At 40.8% G+C, this 20,264-nt stretch carries 22 protein-coding genes; 16 read left to right on the top strand and 6 right to left on the bottom strand.

Going from position 1 to position 20,264, the window contains the following annotated elements:
• Positions 1–101: 101 nt before the first annotated feature.
• On the bottom strand, positions 102–701 hold the full coding sequence (locus J2S05_RS13450) for a hypothetical protein (protein ID WP_306983630.1): 600 nt from the start codon (positions 699–701) through the stop codon (positions 102–104).
• 467 nt (positions 702–1,168) lie between these two features.
• Between J2S05_RS13450 and J2S05_RS13445 the strand changes: the two genes are divergently transcribed.
• Complete coding sequence (locus J2S05_RS13445; RefSeq protein WP_306983629.1) at positions 1,169–1,513, top strand: hypothetical protein; 345 nt, start codon at positions 1,169–1,171, stop codon at positions 1,511–1,513.
• 82 nt (positions 1,514–1,595) lie between these two features.
• On the opposite strand, the gene J2S05_RS13440 is transcribed toward J2S05_RS13445, so the two are convergent.
• Together J2S05_RS13440 and J2S05_RS13435 are read right to left on the bottom strand one after the other, a co-directional pair.
• The gene (locus tag J2S05_RS13440; RefSeq protein WP_306983627.1) at positions 1,596–2,051 is read right to left on the bottom strand and encodes a GNAT family N-acetyltransferase; all 456 of its coding nucleotides are present in this window, start codon (positions 2,049–2,051) and stop codon (positions 1,596–1,598) included.
• Positions 2,052–2,131: 80 nt separating this feature from the next.
• Complete coding sequence (locus J2S05_RS13435; RefSeq protein ID WP_306983626.1) at positions 2,132–2,950, bottom strand: Cof-type HAD-IIB family hydrolase; 819 nt, start codon at positions 2,948–2,950, stop codon at positions 2,132–2,134.
• 150 nt (positions 2,951–3,100) lie between these two features.
• On the opposite strand from J2S05_RS13435, the gene ctaG reads away from it, so the two are divergent.
• The 12 genes from ctaG to J2S05_RS13375 all read left to right on the top strand — a co-directional run bounded on the left by ctaG (position 3,101) and on the right by J2S05_RS13375 (position 16,551).
• Positions 3,101–4,012 carry a cytochrome c oxidase assembly factor CtaG gene (gene ctaG / locus J2S05_RS13430; RefSeq protein WP_306983624.1) on the top strand — a complete coding sequence of 304 codons (912 nt, stop codon included), beginning with the start codon at positions 3,101–3,103 and terminating at the stop codon, positions 4,010–4,012.
• A gap of 18 nt (positions 4,013–4,030) precedes the next feature.
• Positions 4,031–4,630, top strand: coding sequence for an SCO family protein (locus tag J2S05_RS13425; protein ID WP_306983622.1), 600 nt, complete (start codon positions 4,031–4,033; stop codon positions 4,628–4,630).
• Between the two features lie 225 nt (positions 4,631–4,855).
• Positions 4,856–5,893, top strand: a complete 1,038-nt coding sequence (gene argC, locus J2S05_RS13420; protein ID WP_306983619.1) for an N-acetyl-gamma-glutamyl-phosphate reductase — start codon at positions 4,856–4,858, stop codon at positions 5,891–5,893.
• Between the two features lie 15 nt (positions 5,894–5,908).
• Entirely contained in the window at positions 5,909–7,144 is a 1,236-nt protein-coding gene (gene argJ, locus J2S05_RS13415; RefSeq protein WP_306983618.1) for a bifunctional glutamate N-acetyltransferase/amino-acid acetyltransferase ArgJ, read from the top strand.
• A 15-nt stretch (positions 7,145–7,159) separates the two neighbouring features.
• A complete protein-coding gene (argB, locus tag J2S05_RS13410; protein WP_306983616.1) occupies positions 7,160–7,945 on the top strand; it encodes an acetylglutamate kinase in 786 nt (261 codons plus the stop codon).
• A gap of 18 nt (positions 7,946–7,963) precedes the next feature.
• Complete coding sequence (locus tag J2S05_RS13405) at positions 7,964–9,121, top strand: acetylornithine transaminase (RefSeq protein ID WP_306983614.1); 1,158 nt, start codon at positions 7,964–7,966, stop codon at positions 9,119–9,121.
• A gap of 62 nt (positions 9,122–9,183) precedes the next feature.
• Complete coding sequence (locus J2S05_RS13400; protein ID WP_306983612.1) at positions 9,184–10,266, top strand: carbamoyl phosphate synthase small subunit; 1,083 nt, start codon at positions 9,184–9,186, stop codon at positions 10,264–10,266.
• On the top strand, positions 10,259–13,402 hold the full coding sequence (locus tag J2S05_RS13395) for a carbamoyl phosphate synthase large subunit (protein ID WP_306983610.1): 3,144 nt from the start codon (positions 10,259–10,261) through the stop codon (positions 13,400–13,402). Before J2S05_RS13400 ends, J2S05_RS13395 begins: the two co-directional genes overlap by 8 nt.
• A 20-nt stretch (positions 13,403–13,422) precedes the next feature.
• Positions 13,423–14,373 (top strand): ornithine carbamoyltransferase, encoded by a 951-nt coding sequence (gene argF, locus J2S05_RS13390; protein ID WP_370873650.1) that lies wholly within the window; start codon positions 13,423–13,425, stop codon positions 14,371–14,373.
• 58 nt (positions 14,374–14,431) lie between these two features.
• Positions 14,432–14,611 (top strand): YjzC family protein, encoded by a 180-nt coding sequence (locus tag J2S05_RS13385; protein WP_306983608.1) that lies wholly within the window; start codon positions 14,432–14,434, stop codon positions 14,609–14,611.
• A gap of 239 nt (positions 14,612–14,850) precedes the next feature.
• Positions 14,851–15,594 (top strand): alpha/beta fold hydrolase, encoded by a 744-nt coding sequence (locus J2S05_RS13380; protein WP_306983607.1) that lies wholly within the window; start codon positions 14,851–14,853, stop codon positions 15,592–15,594.
• 54 nt (positions 15,595–15,648) lie between these two features.
• Entirely contained in the window at positions 15,649–16,551 is a 903-nt protein-coding gene (locus tag J2S05_RS13375; protein WP_306983605.1) for an NAD-dependent epimerase/dehydratase family protein, read from the top strand.
• Positions 16,552–16,558: 7 nt separating this feature from the next.
• On the opposite strand, the gene J2S05_RS13370 is transcribed toward J2S05_RS13375, so the two are convergent.
• Entirely contained in the window at positions 16,559–16,933 is a 375-nt protein-coding gene (locus tag J2S05_RS13370; RefSeq protein ID WP_306983603.1) for a VOC family protein, read from the bottom strand.
• A gap of 190 nt (positions 16,934–17,123) precedes the next feature.
• Positions 17,124–18,722, bottom strand: a complete 1,599-nt coding sequence (locus J2S05_RS13365; RefSeq protein WP_306983601.1) for a peptide chain release factor 3 — start codon at positions 18,720–18,722, stop codon at positions 17,124–17,126.
• Between the two features lie 179 nt (positions 18,723–18,901).
• On the opposite strand from J2S05_RS13365, the gene J2S05_RS13360 reads away from it, so the two are divergent.
• From J2S05_RS13360 to J2S05_RS13350, 3 genes are all read left to right on the top strand, one after another.
• Positions 18,902–19,105 carry a hypothetical protein gene (locus tag J2S05_RS13360; RefSeq protein WP_306983599.1) on the top strand — a complete coding sequence of 68 codons (204 nt, stop codon included), beginning with the start codon at positions 18,902–18,904 and terminating at the stop codon, positions 19,103–19,105.
• Positions 19,106–19,238: 133 nt separating this feature from the next.
• Positions 19,239–19,430: a ComZ family protein gene (locus tag J2S05_RS13355; RefSeq protein WP_306983598.1), complete on the top strand. Its 192-nt coding sequence runs from the start codon at positions 19,239–19,241 to the stop codon at positions 19,428–19,430.
• 57 nt (positions 19,431–19,487) lie between these two features.
• Positions 19,488–19,808: a hypothetical protein gene (locus J2S05_RS13350; protein WP_306983596.1), complete on the top strand. Its 321-nt coding sequence runs from the start codon at positions 19,488–19,490 to the stop codon at positions 19,806–19,808.
• 17 nt (positions 19,809–19,825) lie between these two features.
• On the opposite strand, the gene J2S05_RS13345 is transcribed toward J2S05_RS13350, so the two are convergent.
• Positions 19,826–20,098 (bottom strand): hypothetical protein, encoded by a 273-nt coding sequence (locus tag J2S05_RS13345; RefSeq protein WP_306983594.1) that lies wholly within the window; start codon positions 20,096–20,098, stop codon positions 19,826–19,828.
• Positions 20,099–20,264: the final 166 nt, after the last annotated feature.

Here is a 20,264-nt window from a genome sequence, read left to right as displayed (position 1 = left end):
AGGGAGGTGGTTATGTAGAAAGATGTTTAATCTAAGTGTGCCCGAAAAAATGCAAGCACTAGAATCTGTGCTTGCTGTAAGAGGTGTGATTCAGGATGGAGTTATAAAAGTTGTTTAACTTGATCACGTCGATTTGTCAGTCGTTTCAGTCTTTGCTTATGCAGAACGACTTTCTTTTCATCTTGATCTTGAAGTGATTCGAATAGTTCCATAAGCACATAATCAATTTCAAGGTTCATCATATTAAAGATTGTACGAGGTTCTAACGCTTTTCCGTCATCCCGATACTGGACCATCGAGCCATTTCGGTTCATCATGACTTTCTCACTCCCATCGATTTCAATCATGGATTCAATGTCCCCAGCTTGGTATGAGGTAATGTACATCGGGCCTTTACTTGCCCGTTTTACGACGCCATTTCCTTTTTCGCATTGCAACAGCTTTTCAATGGCCGCAGCGAGTGTTTCATCATAGATATTCAAGCGCTCCGCAGACAATGTCAAAAATGTTGTGTTACGAACAAATGGAAGTTCATGAATATAATCTTCCATTTCAATCATCAAGAAAATGGTGGTGGTATCGTATCTCCAGAAGAGAGAGTAATGCTGACTCATCATTCGTTTTATAAACTGATGAAGAGCCGTTTTGGTTAGCTCGATGTAAACTTCAGAGAATTCTACATCAAAATACGCGTCTCTCATGAGTGTGCACACCCCTTTTCAAGCATCAAATACTGTTGTTAAGTTTGCTACATCATATGTAAAACCAGCAAAAAAAAGACGCAAAAAACCCAATTCCAATAAAAATGGGCAACCTTTAAACAAAGCTTGTCTGAAATCGGTAAGGGAGTAGGTTGAAATGGAGGAGGTCATACCAAGAAGGAATGGTTCGGGAGCGAGTGGAGGGGGATTACTAAGAGAGAGCGAGCGTTAGCAAGCTGGATCCGTTCGGGAGCAAGAAGGAAGAGGATCTACCAAGAGAGAGTGAGCGTTAGCAAGATGGATCTGTTCGGGAGCAAGAAGAAAGAGGATCTACCAAGAGAGAGCAAGCGTTAGCAAGATGTATCCGTTCGGGAGCAAGAAGAAAGAGGATCTACCAAGAGAGAGCAAGCGATAGCAAGATGGATCATTGCGGGAGCAAGAAGGGGAGGATCTTACCAAGGAGGAGCATGTGTCACCAAGTCGAATCAACTTGGAAACAAGAAGGACAAGGTATTTCCATGAGAGAGCAGAGCTTACCAAGCGGAATCAAAGCGGGAGCAAGAAGGAAGAGGATCTACCAAGAGAGACCTCGTTACCAAGCCGAGTCAGCTCGGGAGCAAGAAAGAGAGGATCATACCAAGAAGAAGCACCCGTTACCAAGCCAGATCAGCTGGGGAGCAAGAAGAAAGAGGATCATACTAAGAAGAAGCACTCGTTACCAAGCCAAACCAGCTCAGAATCAAGCCGAAAGAGCATCCACCAAGAGCGGCACCCTCCTCCCTCCAAAGGGTGATCAGCGATTCATTCCATGATAAAGAGATCCAGCCCAAAAAACGAAAACTAGTCATAGATAAATGACTAATTTTCGTTTTAGAAACTTCTATGATGATTTTATTAGAAACGAAATCCATATCTTTTAGAGATCACATCGTAAAAACCAAGTGAATTATAAAGTGCTTTGGTGGCTTCATTGTTTCTGCCGGTCTCAAGTTCGATTCCTTTTATTTGCTTTTGTTCAGCCCAGTAGATAATACGTAAGAGAAGCTTCTTGGCAATGCCTCTATTTCGATAGTTTTTGCTGACGAATAAATCGTTGAGCCATATGTATTGACCGCCTTTGCCGAGGCTGAGGCCGACATTGAGAAATGCGGCACCGATGACTTGTTGTTGATAGATGGCGATAAACAAATGTGCTTTTGATTCTTCTTCAAGTGCTCGATCTATGGTGCCTTCTAATTCTGGGCGTCCATCCTTTGGGCCGATTGATTCCATTTGTTCCATTAATAAATCAACAATCTGGCTCCGAAGCAGCTTGTCAGCGCTATTGTCCACTTTTACAATCTCAACCATTCTTTTCCCCCTTACAACATGATCACTCTAGCAAGTTTATCATACATAAGAATTAGTGAGCCTAGCAACTGAGATTCGGACTATTTTGCGGTTAGATTAAGGGCTTCTTCTAGATAGTCCGCAATGCCGTCATTTTCGTTTGAGCCTGTTACAAAGTTAGCCGTGGTTTTTAACTCAGAGATTGCATTGCCCATCGCAACTCCTTGGCCGGCATATTCCAACATTTCCAAGTCATTGTCTTCATCTCCGAATGCAATAATTCGTTCTTGTGGAATGCCATAATAATCGGCTATTCGTTTTAAGCCAACAGCTTTGTTCACTCCCGCACGAATAATTTCGATAATACTCCACGGAGCACCCCAAACGCGTTGCTCAATTACTTCGGCGTGTGATTGATCAAGCAGGTAGCGCAGTGAATCACTTTGGTTCTCTTGTGGATGAATTAAGACAGAGGTAGGAGCATCCTTTAACAATGTTAGAAGGTTTCCATAATCAATTGGATTCTGTCCAGCTGTAAAGGCTTCTACAAATAATTCATCTTTGTAGCGTAAGTAAAAGTCATCAATGACTTCAACCATAATATTGCTAACGTTAAAGGCTTCACAGGTTTCAATGACGGTTTTGGCCGTTTTTAGGTCAAGAGGCGTATGATAAGCGCCAAACGCCGACTGGTCAGGATGATGAACAAATGCTCCGTTAAAGTTAACCATAGGTGTATCTAAACCTAGTTCGCGGTAATATTGAATGCTGGCGCGAACTGGACGACCAGTTGAGATCGCGACGAGGTGACCATCTGCTCTTGCTTTAACGATGGCTTGTTTCGAGCGTTCTGAGATTTGTTTAGAGTCGGTTAAAAGGGTTCCATCAAGATCTAGTGCAATTAAATGTTTAGTTGACATAAGTAAATCCTTTCTACTACATAGCAATCTATGAGTTTCCGTAATGGGTCTTTGAAATGTTCTGCGGATACGTTTTCATTTGTGGTATAGTGTAGGTGAAGAAGCGCCCAATTGAGGCAGTCAGACATTTAATATTAGGAGGAGAACCACATGGAGTCTCTGTGGACTACTTTTGGATTTCGTGCACTTTGGACACCGGAACTAATGGGTGGCATCGTTGTTATAGCATTACTTTATGCATGGTTACTACATATAGAAAAAAGCAGAAATAAAACAGAGAAGCCCACTCGTGTTAGGCATAAAATCTACTTTGGTTTAGGACTGATTGCGCTATATGGGGGGTGGGGAAGTCCTTTTTATCTAACGGGGCACATGATTATGAGCATTCATATGCTCCAAATGGTGTTAGCATATTTTGTTGCCGTTCCATTATTATTACTTGGAATGCCGACATGGGTTCTCCACCAAGTATCCAACTATTCGAAAAGATTAAAAATACAGCCACTTATTCGTTTTATAGGCAATCCTATTTTAGCACTTTTATTATTTAATGGTCTATTTTCATTCTACCATGTACCTTTTATGTTTGATAGCCTTATGCAGGCACCCGTATTACATAGCTTATATCAATATGGTTTGTTTGGAGCGGCTATTTTGATGTGGTGGCATATGCTTGCCCCACTTCCAAATGCTTATCAGCTTCCTGATTTACGGAGAATTGGTTATATCTTTGCGAACGGTATTTTAATTACGCCTGCTTGTGCTTTAATTATCTTTGCTCCGGAAACGATGTATGCTACTTATACAGACCCGCTTATCTGGGCAAATGTCATGTCCTATTGCTTGCCTGCTGGAATGGAAGTCCCGCTTACGATGTTTAATGGACCTTCGTCCTTCACCTTTTTAGATGCGAGGATGGATCAACAGCTTGCTGGTGTCTTAATGAAAATCATGCAGGAAATTGTGTACGGAATAACAATCGGTTATGTATTTAAGCAATGGTTACGAAAAGAGAGACAACAGGAAGGCAAAATGACGATTAGTGATGTACCTTCAACCTAGAAACAAGGAGAGAACATAATGAAGTATATGGTACTTAGTTGTATGGTTTTACTACTAACAGGGTGTAGCTGGATGTATGCCTTAGGTGGAGATGAAAAATCAGATTTTGATATTAGTGAGGCAGGAATGCAGATCACTAGTCTTGAATTTTTAAATCAAGAGGGTGAAACTCAACAAATTGATGAATTTACAGGTGATTACTGGTTAGCGAATATGATCTTTACTCATTGTCCTGAAATTTGTCCGATTATGTCACCGAATATGCAGAACCTGCAGGCAACAGCAATTGAAGAAGGTATACCCCTTCAAATTGTTTCATTTTCAGTTGATCCAGAACGCGACACGCCTGAAATCTTGAAACAATATGGTTCTAATCTTGGAGTAGATTATGAATCTTGGACGTTTGCTACAGGCTATGAGCAAGATGAAATAGAGACGTTTTCTGTAGAAAGTTTCAAATCTCCTGTTCAAAAGTTAGAGGATGGATCTGATATTCTGCACAATACATCTTTTTTCCTGGTTGATCCAGAAGGATTGATCATTCGTAAATATGATGGGTTGGAAGTAGATCAAGAGGAGATCGTGAAGGATTTAAAGGAAGCTGTTGAGACTGAATAAATATTTATACATGAAAATTGAATAAAAGAATAACGAGCTTTTCTTTTGAGAGTGTAAACTGATACGTCATTATCGGGTTTACACTCTTTTTTTTATGCGGTCTACAAGGATTATGTAGCAAGAAAATGAAAATAAAATAAAAATACAGTTGAATTTATTTTTATTCATATTTATAATGAAACACAAGAGAAAATCATAGAGATATAGAAACGGAGCGGGAGCTAGATGAGAATAGGCATTGTAGGAGCAACAGGATATGGTGGCGCAGAGCTTCTCCGCCTTTTAAACAATCATCCTGAAGCAAAAAATATACAGTTGTATACATCAACAAAGGAAGGCGTACATATCGAAGAGTCGTATCCACACGTAGCAACGATTTATGACACTTCCCTAAAGCCTTTTAATCCGGAAGTCGTTGGTGAGGATTCGGACCTCGTTTTTATGGCGACGCCTCCTGGGGTTTCGGCTCAACATACACAGGAGATCGCGAGTCATGGTACACAAGTAATTGATCTATCTGGAGACTTAAGAATAACGGACCCTACTATATATGAAACATGGTATAAACGACCAGCTGCACAAATAGAAACTATTAATCAAGCAGTCTATGGTTTAAGTGAATGGAATCGAGAGGCGATCCAATCAGCACGTATTATTTCCAATCCTGGTTGTTATCCAACGGCGGCTTTACTCGGTCTTGCACCGCTTATCCACAACGATGCTATCCAACAGCATTCTATTATCATTGATGCCAAAACAGGTACATCAGGGGCAGGACGATCGGCAACCATGATGACTCATTTTAGTGAGATGAATGAAAACTTTAAGATTTATCAAGTAAATACACATAAACATACACCTGAAATTGAGCAACAGCTTCATCAATGGAACAACGAAAGTGGAGCGATTACGTTTCAGCCCCATCTTGTTCCAATGATCCGAGGCATAATGGCAACGATGTATGTACAGTTAAAGAAACCATTAACTTCAGAGCAACTGTTTTCTCTATATCACCAAGCGTATGATGGGAAGCCTTTTGTACGTATTAGAAAAGAGAACAACTATCCGGCTACAAAAGAAGTGTATGGAAGTAATTATTGTGATATTGGTTTGTCTTATGATGAACGAACAGGAAGAGTGACAGTCGTATCAGTCATTGACAATATGGTCAAGGGAGCAGCTGGTCAGGCTATTCAAAATATGAATTTGATGAATGGCTGGGATGAAAGCATGGGATTAAATCTTGTTCCTGTTTATCCGTAAGGGGGAGATTTTGAGATGAATGGTACAAAACAGACAAATAAAGTTGAGCTAGTAGAAAAAGGCTCCATTTTAACACCAAAAGGATTTAAAGCAGCTGGCATTCATGCAGGTCTAAAGAGAAAAAGAAAAGATCTTGGAGCCATATTATGTGAGGTACCAGCAAATGTTGCAGCGGTGTACACATTAAATCAAATTCAAGCGGCCCCACTAAAGGTGACTCAGGAATCCATAGCCGTAGAGGGTAAGATTCAAGCGTTGGTTGTAAATAGTGCGAATGCTAATGCGTGTACGGGGGAACGTGGACTCCAAGATGCCTATACAATGCGCCAGGCATCCGCACAGCAATTTGGATTAGATGAGCATCTGGTCGCTGTTACGTCAACGGGTGTCATTGGTGAGTATTTGCCAATTGAGAAGGTGACCTCAGGAATTCGGTTGCTTGAACCTAATTCTGTTGAGGGATCAGCAGATGATTTTAATCACGCGATCCTTACAACGGATACGACAACGAAACAAACATGCTACCAGACAACTGTGGACGGACAGACAATTTCTATAGGTGGTGTGGCAAAAGGTTCTGGCATGATTCACCCTAATATGGCGACGATGTTATCTTTTGTCACAACAGATGCAGTTATTGAATCAGAGGTTTTGCAGCATGCGTTGTCAGGCATCACAAATCAGACATTTAACCGCATTACCGTAGATGGTGATACATCAACTAATGATATGGCTGTGGTTATGGCTTCAGGTTTAGCTGGTAATACATCGCTTAGTCCAACGCATCCAGATTGGGAAGCCTTTTATGAAACATTAAAACAAGCTTGCGAATCACTTTCTAAACAGATAGCACGAGATGGGGAAGGCGCAACAAAATTAATAGAAGTTCAAGTAAATGGTGCTCAAAGTGATGAGGACGCAGGCAAAGTAGCCAAACAAATTGTCGGTTCAGATCTGGTTAAGTCAGCTGTCTTTGGAAAAGATGCCAATTGGGGACGGATCATTTGTGCCATTGGATACAGCGGCTGTCCGATTAATCCAGACAAAATAGATATTGCCATTGGCGATATTCAGACGCTGGAAAATAGTCAACCTCTTCATTTCTCTGAGGAACAGGCAACAGCTTATATGACAAACGAAGAGACCATTATGATTCATGTGAACTTGAATAATGGTGAAGGTAGCGGAAAAGCTTGGGGATGCGATTTAACCTATGATTATGTTCGAATTAATGCTGGATATCGTACTTAATAAGGAGGTGTCAAAATGTCTGGAATTGTAGTGATTAAGTGTGGAGGAAGTACATTAAACGACCTTTCAGATGAGTTCTTTCAAAGTGTTGTTCAATTAAAGCGTCAGGGAAAGCATCCTGTGATCGTCCATGGCGGAGGGCCGGATATAAACCGAATGCTTGAGCAATTAGAAATAAAGAGTGAATTTGTTGATGGACTGCGAAAAACAACGACTGAAGTACTGGATACAGTGGAAATGGTGTTATGCGGTAGAGTCAATAAGCAGATTGTCAAACGTACACATGATAACGAGGGTCTAGCAGTTGGTTTAGCTGGTTGCGATGCAAATCTGTTAGTAGTGAAACCCGTTAATATTGAGAAGCTTGGTTTTGTTGGTCAGCCTGTCTCAGTAAATACCGACCTCATTCACGCACTTCTCGGTCAAGACCTTATTCCAGTCATTGCTCCTATAGGTGTTGATGAGTTTGGCACCCATTTTAACATTAATGCAGACACAGCTGCTGCTGCTGTTGCAGAAGCAATGGTTGCTGATGAACTTGTGTTTGTAACAGATGTAGACGGAATTTTAAAGGATGGGCTGGCTCTAGAGAGTGTTACTGATAAGGATGTTTATCAATATATAGAAGATGGGGTCATCTATGGTGGAATGATTCCAAAGGTACGCGCAGCTCTGCAATGCTTAAAGGGTCCGTTATCATTTGTTCGTATCGTGAACGGGAAACATGCTGTATTCTCGGCGGGTGAGGGACTGAAAGGAACAAAAATCACGAAACAGAAGGCAGCAGAATCTGTATCATAAGAAGAGAGTAGGGATCGTATGAGTTCATTGTTTCCAACATACCAAAGGTGGGAGCTTAGCGCCAAATCAGCGAAAGGATGCACTCTAGTCGATACAAATGGCAAAGAGTACCTTGATTTTGTTGGTGGGATTGCAGTTTGTAATCTTGGACACTGCCATCCAAACGTTGTAGATGCTTTAGTAAAACAAGCTGAAACATTGTGGCATGTCTCGAATTTGTTTCAAATAGAAGGGCAGGAAAAAGCAGCATCTGTGCTTGCCGAACAAAGTAGTGGAGACTATGTGTTTTTCTGTAATAGCGGTACAGAGGCAAATGAAGCAGCCATAAAGCTTGCTCGTAAACATACAGGAAAAAATCATATCATTAGTTTAGCTAATTCATTTCATGGTCGGACACTCGGAAGCATGGCTGCAACAGGACAATCTAAGATCCATGAAGGGTTCGGGACTATGTTACCCAGCTTTACGTATGCCAAGTTAAATGATATTCAATCCGTTCAAGAACAAATATCAAGTGAGACCGCAGCGATTATGATTGAAGTGGTTCAAGGTGAAGGTGGCGTTCGATCGATTGATCAGACTTTCGCTACACAACTAAAAGAACTTTGTGAAGAACATGAGTTACTTCTCATTGTTGATGAGGTCCAAACCGGAATAGGAAGAACGGGTAAACGGTTTGGTTATGAGCACTTTCATTTATCGCCAGATATTATTACTGTAGCCAAAGGCCTTGGAAATGGTTTTCCGGTCGGTGCTATGATTGGAAAAGAACATTTGAAAGCAGCGTTTCAACCAGGAAGTCACGGATCTACCTTTGGTGGGAACCCATTGGCTATGGCAGTTGTAAATGCTGTACTTGAAACAGTATTTGATGAATCCTTCTTAGCACAAGTTGAGGAAAAAGGTAAGAAGTTTCAAGGCTATCTGCAAGAAGCTCTTCAGCAATCGGCAGCAGTAAAAGAGATTCGGAGTCTTGGTTTAATTACTGGAATAGAGTGTCATGAGCCAGTTGCAGCGTTTATTACAAAAGCACGTGAGCTTGGTTTACTTGTCTTACCAGCAGGTCCAAACGTCATTAGAATTCTTCCGCCACTAGTCGTGACAGAAGAAGAGCTACAACAAGCAGCAAATATTCTCGCACAGGTTGTTGGACACACAACAGCTACGGTTCACTAAGAGTGAAAATGAATATTAATACATTGAAAAGAATAAATACGCAATTTTAGGAGGAGGGAATCATGAAAGGCTACGTCGTACTTGAAACAGGGGAACAGTTTGAAGGAGAATTATTCGGAGCAGAGAAAGAAAAGGATGTCCATGCAGAGATTGTATTTTTTACTGGCATGACTGGCTATCAGGAAGTATTAAGTGATCCTTCCTTCAAAGGACAAATGGTCGTGTTTACGTATCCGTTGATCGGAAATTATGGAATCAATGACTCAGATTTCGAAAGTCTGAAGCCACAAGTCGAAGCTCTTATCATAAGTGAATTAAATGGAGCTGGCCACCATTACGAAGCCAATCAACCGTTGGCTGGATGTCTTCAGCATGCGCAGGTTCCATATATTACGGGTGTGGACACACGAGCAATTGTAAAAAGAATTCGAAAAAATGGAGATATGAGAGCCGTCCTAACTACACATCCAGAATCGGTTGATTTTAGTGCCACGACTCCACTGGGTGAACAAGAAGTGGTATCAAGTGTATCTGTGCAAGCAGCAGAGACATTTGGTCATGGAGAGCGTCATGTTGTGCTGCTGGATTTTGGTTACAAAAAATCAATCGTAAGCGAGTTGGTTGATCAAGGGAATAGAGTAACGGTTGTTCCTTATAGCATTTCTTTTGAAGAGGTCGTTTCCCTTAAGCCAGATGGAATTCTACTTTCAAATGGACCAGGTAATCCAAAGCAATTAGAAACGAGGCTTCCTGTTATCCGAAAACTAGCGGAGACTTATCCAACACTTGGCATTTGTCTTGGGCATCAATTGCTTGCCCTTGCCTTTGGTGGAGATACTGAAAAGCTTAACTTTGGACATCGTGGAGCGAATCAACCGGTCATTGACCAAGAAACAAATAAAGTCTATATGACATCTCAAAACCATAGTTATGTGGTGAAAGAAACATCGCTTACAGATACTTCATTACATGCGCGGTTCTTTAACATCAATGATGGATCAATAGAAGGACTGGAGCACAAGAGACTTCCAGTTCTCTCGGTACAGTTTCATCCGGAAGCTCACCCCGGACCAAGTGATAGTGCACAATTATTTAACCTATTTAAAGAGATGATGAGTCAAGGGAGAGAAAGCTTGTATGTATAAGAGAGGCGATCTGCAGTCGGTATTAGTCATTGGTTCTGGTCCAATTGTTATTGGGCAGGCTGCGGAATTTGATTATGCCGGCACACAAGCCTGTATGGCTTTAAGAGAAGAAGGAATCAAAGTAATCTTAGCTAATAATAACCCAGCAACTGTTATGACGGATGAATCTTGTGCAGATGTTGTTTATTTTGAACCTCTCACGCTGGAAAGCATTGAGGCGATTATAAAAAAAGAAAAACCAGACGGGTTACTGGCCACACTTGGTGGACAGACGGGATTAAATCTAGCACTTGAATTACACGATTCGGGTATTTTGGAAGCCAATCAAGTTGAATTGCTTGGTACCCCCATTGATTCAATCAAAAAAGGGGAGGACCGAGATTTATTCCGCACGCTTATGAACGAATTAAATGAACCGGTTCCGGAAAGTGAGATTGTCACAACGGCAGAAGGGGCTATACAATTTGCTGAAACCGTTGGGTACCCAATTATTGTTAGGCCTGCGTACACGCTTGGAGGAGCAGGAGGAGGTATTGCTGATGACAGAGCTACACTTCTGCACATTGTAGAAGGCGGTCTAGATCTTAGTCCAATTAACCAATGCCTGATTGAAAAAAGTATTGCCGGCTTTAAAGAAATAGAGTACGAAGTGATGCGTGATGCCAATGATACGTGTATCACCGTATGTAATATGGAAAACATTGATCCAGTTGGTGTGCATACGGGTGATTCCATTGTGGTTGCACCCTCACAAACGTTAACAGATGTAGAATATCAGATGCTTAGATCTTGTTCTGTTAAAATTATTCGCGCACTAGGCATTGTGGGTGGATGTAATATTCAATTTGCACTCGATCCACATAGCAAGCAGTACTATTTAATTGAAGTTAATCCACGAGTGAGTCGTTCGTCTGCTCTGGCATCTAAAGCAACAGGATATCCTATTGCCAGAATGGCTGCCAAACTTAGTATTGGCTATCTGCTCCATGAATTAAAAAATCCAGTAACTGGTCACACGTATGCAAGCTTTGAACCTGCTCTTGACTATGTGGTGGTCAAATTTCCACGCTGGCCATTTGATAAATTCACACAGGCTAATCGCCTATTAGGAACACAGATGAAAGCCACTGGAGAAGTAATGGCGATTGAACGACATCTAGAAGCTGCTTTGCAAAAGGCAGTACGTTCACTTGAACTTAAAACCTCTGGATTAAAGCTTACAGCACTAAATAATTGGACCGAGGAGCAGCTTTGGAAAGTAGTTCGTCAGGCTGATGATCGTAGATTCTTCTCCATGTTAGAGCTGTTAAGACGTGGAGTGACAGTAGATCAGCTCGCTCAGGAAACTGGCATAAATTCATATTTCTTAGCCGCTTATTCGAACTTAATACAGGCAGAGCAACAAATACAAGAAACGGATCTACACTCTGTCAGTAAAGAAGAGCTTCTAAGATATAAGAAGCTTGGGTTTACTGATCATAACATTGCAACATTTTGGGATGTACCAGAAGTGGATGTTCGTAATCAAAGACAAACATTTCAACTTCAACCTTCATACAAAATGGTTGATACATGTGCAGGAGAATTTGCAGCCTCTACCGCTTATTATTATTCAAGCTGGGATGGTGAGAATGAAGCCATTCCAACAGAAAATAAAAAGGTGTTAATTTTAGGATCTGGACCTATTCGTATCGGGCAAGGTATTGAATTTGATTATTGCTCGGTACATGGGGCGTACAGCTTACGTCGCTTAGGATACGAAACGATCATCATGAATAATAATCCAGAGACAGTGAGTACAGATTATGTTACTGCCGATCGTCTTTATTTTGAACCGTTAACGGTTGAGGATGTCCTTTCCGTTGTGGAACTGGAGCAAGTAGAAGGTGTGGTTATCCAATTGGGTGGGCAAACTGCTATTTCTCTGTTAGAGGGTCTTGAAGATGCGGGTGTTCATGTATATGGCACAAGCTTTGATACCATTGACCGCCTTGAGGATCGTGGACGGTTTTATGAATTTATGAATGATGTTCGTGTACCTCATATCCCTGGCCAAACTGCTGACACAAGACACGAAGTCTTGCAGAGGGCAGATGACCTTGGTTATCCACTTTTAATTCGTCCTTCTTATGTGATTGGTGGACAGGGAATGTTAATCTGTACAACAAAAGAAGAGCTAACGGCTTATTTAGATGAAGGAGAGTCTGTTCTTTATCCGTTACTATTGGATGCCTATTATCCAGGAAAAGAGCTTGAAATTGATGTGTTAACCGATGGTGATGAAGTGTACATTGCTGGTATTTTTGAGCACGTCGAAAAAGCAGGTGTTCACTCAGGAGATAGTATGGCGGTTACTCCACCTTACTCGCTTTCATCCAAGGTGAAACAAACGATATTGGCCTACACGCAACAAATAGCAAAAGGAATGGATTTTAAAGGAATCTTTAACGTTCAATTTGTTTTATATCAGGAAGAGTTATATGTCATTGAGATCAATCCACGTGCCTCACGTACAGTTCCTATTTTCAGCAAAGTAACAGGTGTTTCTTTAATTGACCATACTGTGCAATTATTGCTAGGGGCCTCATTAAAAGAAATTGGTCTCAAACCGGGCTATGCAGAAGAGAAGTCCTTTTACACAGTAAAAGCACCAGTATTCTCTTATCAGAAGCTCTCGGGACTTGATCCATTACTTGAAGCCGAAATGAAGTCAACGGGAGAATTAATTAGTATTAGTGATTCGTTGCCTGAAGCCTATCACAAAGCCTTTGCGTGGGCACAGGGACAAATACCGGCACTTTACCAATCTAAAGGGTCCGTGTATATCGACATTCATGATGATTATCAGGAAACGTTTGAGCCATATAAGCAGCTATTAGTAGAGCATGGATTTACAGTCGTTGAACACCACTTTGAAACATGGGTTGCAGAAAAAGACGCCATTGCGTTAATAAGTCTTCCCAAGCCAGGATTCAAAGAAGGAAAAGAACAGCGAATTACAGCTTTAGCCAAACGCCTTACGGTCATTACTGAATTACACACACTGCTAGTTATGTTGGAAGGGCGCACCGTTACGTCTCATAAATTACATTCATTGCAAGAATGGATGCAAACAGATCAAATTCCCGTTTCATAAAAGGAAAAAGGAGGAACAGAGTGGCACATTCAGTTCAAGTTTCAGAAAAAAAAATGACAGGTCGTCATTTTTTAACGCTTCTCGATTATAGTCCAGAGGAAATCGAACAACTTCTTCACTCAGCCAAGTCATTTAAAGACAACCCAGCAACAAAAACAGGTGTGCTTTCTGGAAAGTCACTTGGCATGATTTTTGAGAATGCATCAACACGTACACGCGTCTCATTTGAAGTTGGATTAACACAAATGGGAGGACACGCTCTCTTTTTAAGCCCAAGAGACTTGCAAATCGGGCGTGGTGAGCCTGTGATGGATACAGCTCAAGTGCTTTCAAGATATTTAGATGCGATCATGATTCGCACAAATTCCCATGAGCTTGTTGAGGAGTTTGCTAAGTATGCAACGGTGCCGGTCATCAATGCGTTAACAGATGCGTATCATCCTTGCCAGGCTTTAGCAGACCTTCTAACCATCCAAGAGCAAAAACAGCAACTCAAAGGATTAAAGCTTGCTTATTTCGGAGATGGAAATAATGTGGCCCATTCATTACTTGTTGCTGGGGCAAAAATGGGTATGAATGTTGTACTTGCGACACCAGCTGAACATAAGGCAGATCCACAAGTCGTCGCGAAGGTGAAAGAAATTGCGGCAATCACTGGTGCCACGATTGAAGAAACAGAAGACGCAACAGCGGCAGCAAAAGATGCAGATGTAATCTATACTGATGTTTGGGCTAGTATGGGATTTGAGGAAGAGCAAACGTCTAGAGAACAGACTTTATCGGCTTATCAAGTGAATGACGTTCTACTTTCTGGTGCGAAAGAAGATTATATCTTCTTGCATTGTTTGCCAGCTCACCGTGGAGAAGAAGTATCAGCAGAGGTGATTGATGGGCATCATTCATTTGTATATGATCAAGCGGAAAATCGTCTACACGCTCAACAAGCAATTCTGGCGGCATTAATTGGTTAATGACAAGCTTAGATAAAAGGCGGATTTTGGGTATGCTATTCCCAAGGGAGGGATTTCTTTGGGACAAAGCCGTCAATTTATCGCAGGTCAAAAAGCTCCAAATAACGGTGTGTATGTAGAGATTGGTGAAACTGGAAGTACCGTGAATGATCCTCAATCTGTGAGTTTACAGGCAGGAGATACATTTCCAGAATTAACGAATCAGAATCGTAAATGGACGCCAAAACGAAAACCTTAACTTGTTTTATATAAAAAGCTCCTAAACCACTTGGTTTTAGGAGCTTTTTTGTTTGAGCAAAAAAATGTGGTCATAAAATCGACAGATCTATACTATTTTTTGAGCATTTCGCATACTTGATAGATAAAGAAAAAGAGAGTGTGAGTACTGTACCTAATTTTGAATGAGACTGGTCCGAAAAGGAGGAGTAGTGCATACGCTAAGCAGAGCAGTGACTGTATCGATTAGGAGAATGTACTATGTTTGACGCACGGTATTTTAAATGGAAAGGTAGATGGAGTGTTAAGTTTCTACCAGAGAAGCCTAATGGTTTTGCTGTTTACCTATTAAGTGGTCAAGATCGGACTGTAGAGGATTCAAGTTCTATATGGGAGACGCATCCAGAGAAGAAAATCGTATTGGAGCATCTTTTGAATAATGGGTATACAGTGTTCACTTCAGACCTCCATCCACATCATTGGGGAAATGAAGCAGCTTGTGCTCATTCAGAACAACTCATTCATTTTTTATTGAAATCAGAAATTATTAATAAACGAATTCACGTGTTTGCCGAGGGCTGGGGTGCGGTACTAGCTATAAAATTACTTGCCCGTAAGCATGTAAATATTCGTTCCATGTTATTTTTTAATCCATGTATCTATCTTGAATCATATTACGATCTAGAAAAACAAAATAGGCTTTATTATAAAAAAATAAAGAATGAACTATCTACCGCTTATGGAACTAAACCGGAACGAATTAATCGACAATGGGTAAGACAGATTTCTCAACCGCCATTAAAAGAAATGTGGCCACCTTTATTTCTGATCCACCGCGTGAATGAACGACATTACCCATTGCCGGCACACTCTAGAAAACTGGAACAAGAATTACTTCAAAAAGGTCAATCGGTTCAATTGAAATTATTTAGTTCAACTAGGCCCTTTCATTCACTTTCTGAGCCGACTGTTATGTTCTATCAAAAACATGAACAGATCCTTTGACCCTCTTTGTTCTTCAGAGAGGGTTTGACACTTTTTGAGGAGAGGAGATCTAATGTGAAGAGAGCAGTAGTTACGGGTGGACTTGGCTTTATCGGCTATCACCTCTGTCAGGCTCTTTTGGAGAATGGAGTACAGGTTGTCTGTATTGATCAACGGAAGGCTGAAAGAGAACATGAACAGGATGAGAAGGTAATGGGAATGGGGAGAAATTCATTATTTCAACATCTAGATGGTGATCTTAGCAAGGAGAACAAAAAGATAGTAGAAGAGGTATCCACCGCAGATGTAGTCTTTCACTTGGCATCTCCATCAACAAAGGATAGCAAGTGGCCAACCATGAATCAAATCAGTCATCAGGCTTGTACATGGATTCAATTTCTCTGTCATTCCATGCAAGAACATTCAAGACTCCTTTTCCCTTCAACTGTTGAAGTATACGGGGATGTACCAGGATTAATAACGGAGAATACCCCTCTACAGCCAACTTCCCCATACGGGATGATTAAAGCGGAGGTAGAGAGGTGTATACAAAAAGAAGCAGAAGCAAAAAGCATTCACTATGACATTTTGCGTCTGCCAACCATTTATGGTCCGTGGCAACGTAGTGATATGACTTTCGCTCAGCTATTGAATGAAGAACAAAACGTGTATCAGGATCGTTCGACACTCGATGTGCTATACGTTGAGGATGTAGTAAAAGGTTTTATCCTTGCCGCAGAATCAACAAATCCTTCTGATATCTATCATCTGACTTCCGGTCAGGAAGGGCAGTGGTTCCAAGCAGCCGAAAGTCTCGGAGCAGAAGCTGAAGTTTTAAAGCGAACACATTCTAGGTCTTCCCTTTCTCCTGATAAAGCAAGAGAACAGTTAGGATTTGATCCAACAACATCACTTGAAGAAGGCCTTCTGAAGCAGAAAGATCATCTCCACAAATGGAAAGAACGACAAAACCTTTAACCCAGAATTATGCTTCCTGTCTTTGAAGTATTTCGATTCTATTGTTAAAGGGATCATACACATAAAAGCGTTTGAACCCTTCATACCTTGTATCAAACTCAACCGTTATATTATGTTGTTTTAGGTGTTCTACTAGTCCATCCAGATCTTCTGTATAGAAGGCAGGGTGGGCTTTTTCTGCAGGGACAAAAGGGGTCTCAATGCCAATATGTAATGAAATAGTACCTTGCTCAAACCAACAGCCGCCATTTACTTTCATTTGGGCAGGCTTCTCAACCTCAGTAAATCCAAGAATCTCTGTATAGAAAGTACGTGCTTGATCCTCTGATCCTTTAGGGGCGGCCAACTGAACATGGTGAATTGAAGAAAGAAAAGTAGTCATATGTATTCCTCCTTTTATAGCCTGATTATACAGTATATTGGAAAAAATATGAATGGTTATGTTTTTGAAGGATAGTTAGTAATGGAGCTCTTTTATAATAATACATCTGATAACTAGCAATTAATTAAATGTTCTAAAGGAAAAGCCTGCCTACCACGCGTATACGTGGTAGGCAGGCTTTTAAATAATTTTACTCTTCATCTTTAAAGAATGAATTCTCATAAAATGAAAGGTCAGGATATTTTTCTTGAGCGGTACGCATTTGAAATTCATTTTCAAATAACGCGACAATCTTTGAGTCACGATCGGTTACCAGGTTACGCTGTGCTTTTTTGAATTTTTCAAAAGCGTCAGCAGGTCCGACAACCCATCGTGCAAAAGTAAATGGTAGACGGTCAAGCTGGATGTCTACGTGATACTCACTTTTTAAGCGCTGCTCAAGTACTTCAAACTGCAAGACCCCAACGACCCCAACAATTTGTTGTTCAGCGAAACGGTTGTAAGTTTTGAATAACTGAATGGCACCTTCTTCAGTTAGTTGATGAATCCCTTTTTCAAATGATTTATGTTTTAATGCTTCTTTAACAGAGATCGCACTAAAATGCTCTGGAGAGAAGTGGGGCATCTCTGCAAATTCAAAGCTATCACCTTCAACTAATGTATCTCCAATTCGAAGGTTTCCTGGATCAAACAATCCAAGTATATCTCCTGCGTACGCTTCTTCAACGATACTACGCGACTGGGCAAGCAACTGTGTAGGTTGGGCCAGCTTAATATTTTTTCCTATTCGAACATGTTTAACAGACATTCCTCGTTCAAATTTACCTGATGTTATACGTAAGAACGCAATGCGATCACGGTGAGCAGGGTTCATATTCGCTTGGATTTTGAAGATGAATCCTGAGAATTTTTGATACTCAATTGGATTAATTAAGCCTTTAGAACTTTCGCGTGGCACAGGGCTTGGAGCGAGCTTTAGCATATGCTCAAGATAGGTCTGTACACCAAAGCTTGAAACAGCACTTCCAAAAAACATGGGAGTTAGTTCACCTTTGGCAATAAGTTCAGCATCGTATTCATCTCCGGCCACATCAAGTAATTCGATTTCTTCACGAAATTGAGCAACCAGTTGTTCGTCATTAATCGCTTCATCTAACTTCGGGTCATCTGGTCCTGTCAGTTGAATGACATCAATGTCTTTTGGGTTTTTTGGATTGTAGAGCTCGAGCTTCTTTTCATGGCGATCATATACACCAGAAAAGGACTGCCCCATACCAATTGGCCAACCCATTGGATAAGAACGGATCCCAAGAAGGTCTTCTAGCTCCTCCATTAATTCAAATGGGTCACGACCTTGACGATCCAACTTGTTCATAAAGGTAAAGATAGGAATGCCACGCATGCGACATACTTTGAATAATTTCTTTGTTTGTGCCTCTACCCCTTTGGCAGCATCAATCAGCATGGTCGCTGAGTCGGCAGCTGTAAGCGTACGGTACGTATCTTCACTAAAATCTTGGTGACCAGGTGTATCTAAAATATTGACGTTGTACCCGTCATATTTAAATTCAAGAACAGAACTTGTTACTGAAATTCCACGTTGTTTCTCAATCTCCATCCAGTCACTCACAGCATGTTTGCTGTTTTTACGCCCTTTTACCGTTCCAGCTTCGCGAATAGCGCCACCAAAAAGTAGCAGTTTTTCAGTTAGCGTAGTTTTTCCGGCATCGGGGTGAGAGATGATAGCAAATGTTCGTCTCGTTTCTACAGCTTCTTTATAATTCATCATATATCCTCATTTCTATCAGTTGGGCCTTATAACATTCGTATGCACACTGCCTTCTATTATAGCAATGTTTCAATGTGTTTTCATCCTTAGTTTAGAAATTAGCAAAAGAGTGAAACCATACCATAGGTTATCCGTAAAAATAGGTGGAGAACCAAACAAGAGATTGGAGCGATTTTACCGTGCATGACTTTATTATTACGTTCGAATTTGAAAATTCAAGCTCAAAACAAATTATGCTCTCAAGAGAATCGTATCAGCAATTGGAGAATGAAATTACAGAGACATCTAGCAACTGGTGGACAATTAAAGGAGAGCTTGTGAATCTGTCAAAAGTGATGAGTATTAAAATTGTTGATTTAACTGAGCAAAGAGGTCTAAGTTAGTATAGACTTCCAAGAAACAGCTTCCGCCTAGGGGGCTGTTTTTCTTATTTATTGGACATACTCCTCTTATCGCTTGCGAAACAAAGGACAGCATAGTATCTTTGAGTAGAAAATGAAAAATGAGGTGCAAAGCATGACAAATCCAGAGCTTAATATGAAATTAATGCAATTAGCTATGAAACATCTTCCTGAGGGTCAGGAATTTTTTAAAGAAAAAGGGATAGAGCTTGGGTTTGAAGACATGCAGCCAGTGCTTGAACTGTTTCTTAAAGTGATGACAGAGGCTTATGAATTAGGTAAATCTGACGCCGAAACACAACAATAATCTAAAGGACTCAGACGGACAAGCCGTGGTGAGTCTTTTTCTATGGAGGAGAGAAAAATGAATAAAGAAGAGAAGTTAAAAGCACTTGGAGAAGGAATGAAACAAGGAATTGAGCTAATACGAGAGAAAAAAGACAAAGAAGGCCTTGAGAAGCTAATGCCTTTCGCAGAAATTATGAGGGCTGGAGATGCACGTCAGGTGAGGGTTTTTGTTAATATTGGTCTAGCTCAGCTTCGTTTACAGGATATAGAAGGGTTCTTACAAACTTATGAAGAAGTTCAAAATATTACAGCCACGTCTGAAAAAGAAGAACAGTTAAAAAAAGAAATGGATGAATGGTTCAATTTATTAATGGAACGACTTGGAAAGGACGAATAAAAAAAGAGCGGAATCTTCTATGAAGATCCGCTCTTATCTTCGTCATCTGGAGTATCGGCAACCCAATCCTTCATTTTTTTTGACAGATAGGATTTTGCAGCAGTAGCCACGGGTGCAAATTGTTCAAGCACAGGTCCGATTGCTTGGACTAGCTCAATTACCTGCTCAATTTGAGTCGCTTCTTTCTCAGATTGTTTCTTTTCTTCAACTGGAGGCTCGGGTTTACGTCCAAACATCATATTGGAGAAAAAATCATTTCCTTGCTCACGGTTATCGTTGTTATCACTCAAGAAATCACGCTCCTCTTTATTAATGTATGTAGAAAAGGGCCTGTTGTGTAGGGATAAAAGCCTGTTTAATGATAGTCTGAGCGCAGGTTCAGTCTAGACAGAAAAGAAAGTTTACAGTAAAATTAGTATCAGGTACTAATAAAATGTCGAAACACTGTGCGAAAGC

The organism is Alkalicoccobacillus murimartini, assembly GCF_030813245.1.
Taxonomy (GTDB): domain Bacteria; phylum Bacillota; class Bacilli; order Bacillales; family Bacillaceae_D; genus Alkalicoccobacillus; species Alkalicoccobacillus murimartini.
The sequence above is the reverse complement of the archived record's forward strand: the minus strand, read 5'-3'. Positions and strand labels throughout refer to the sequence as shown.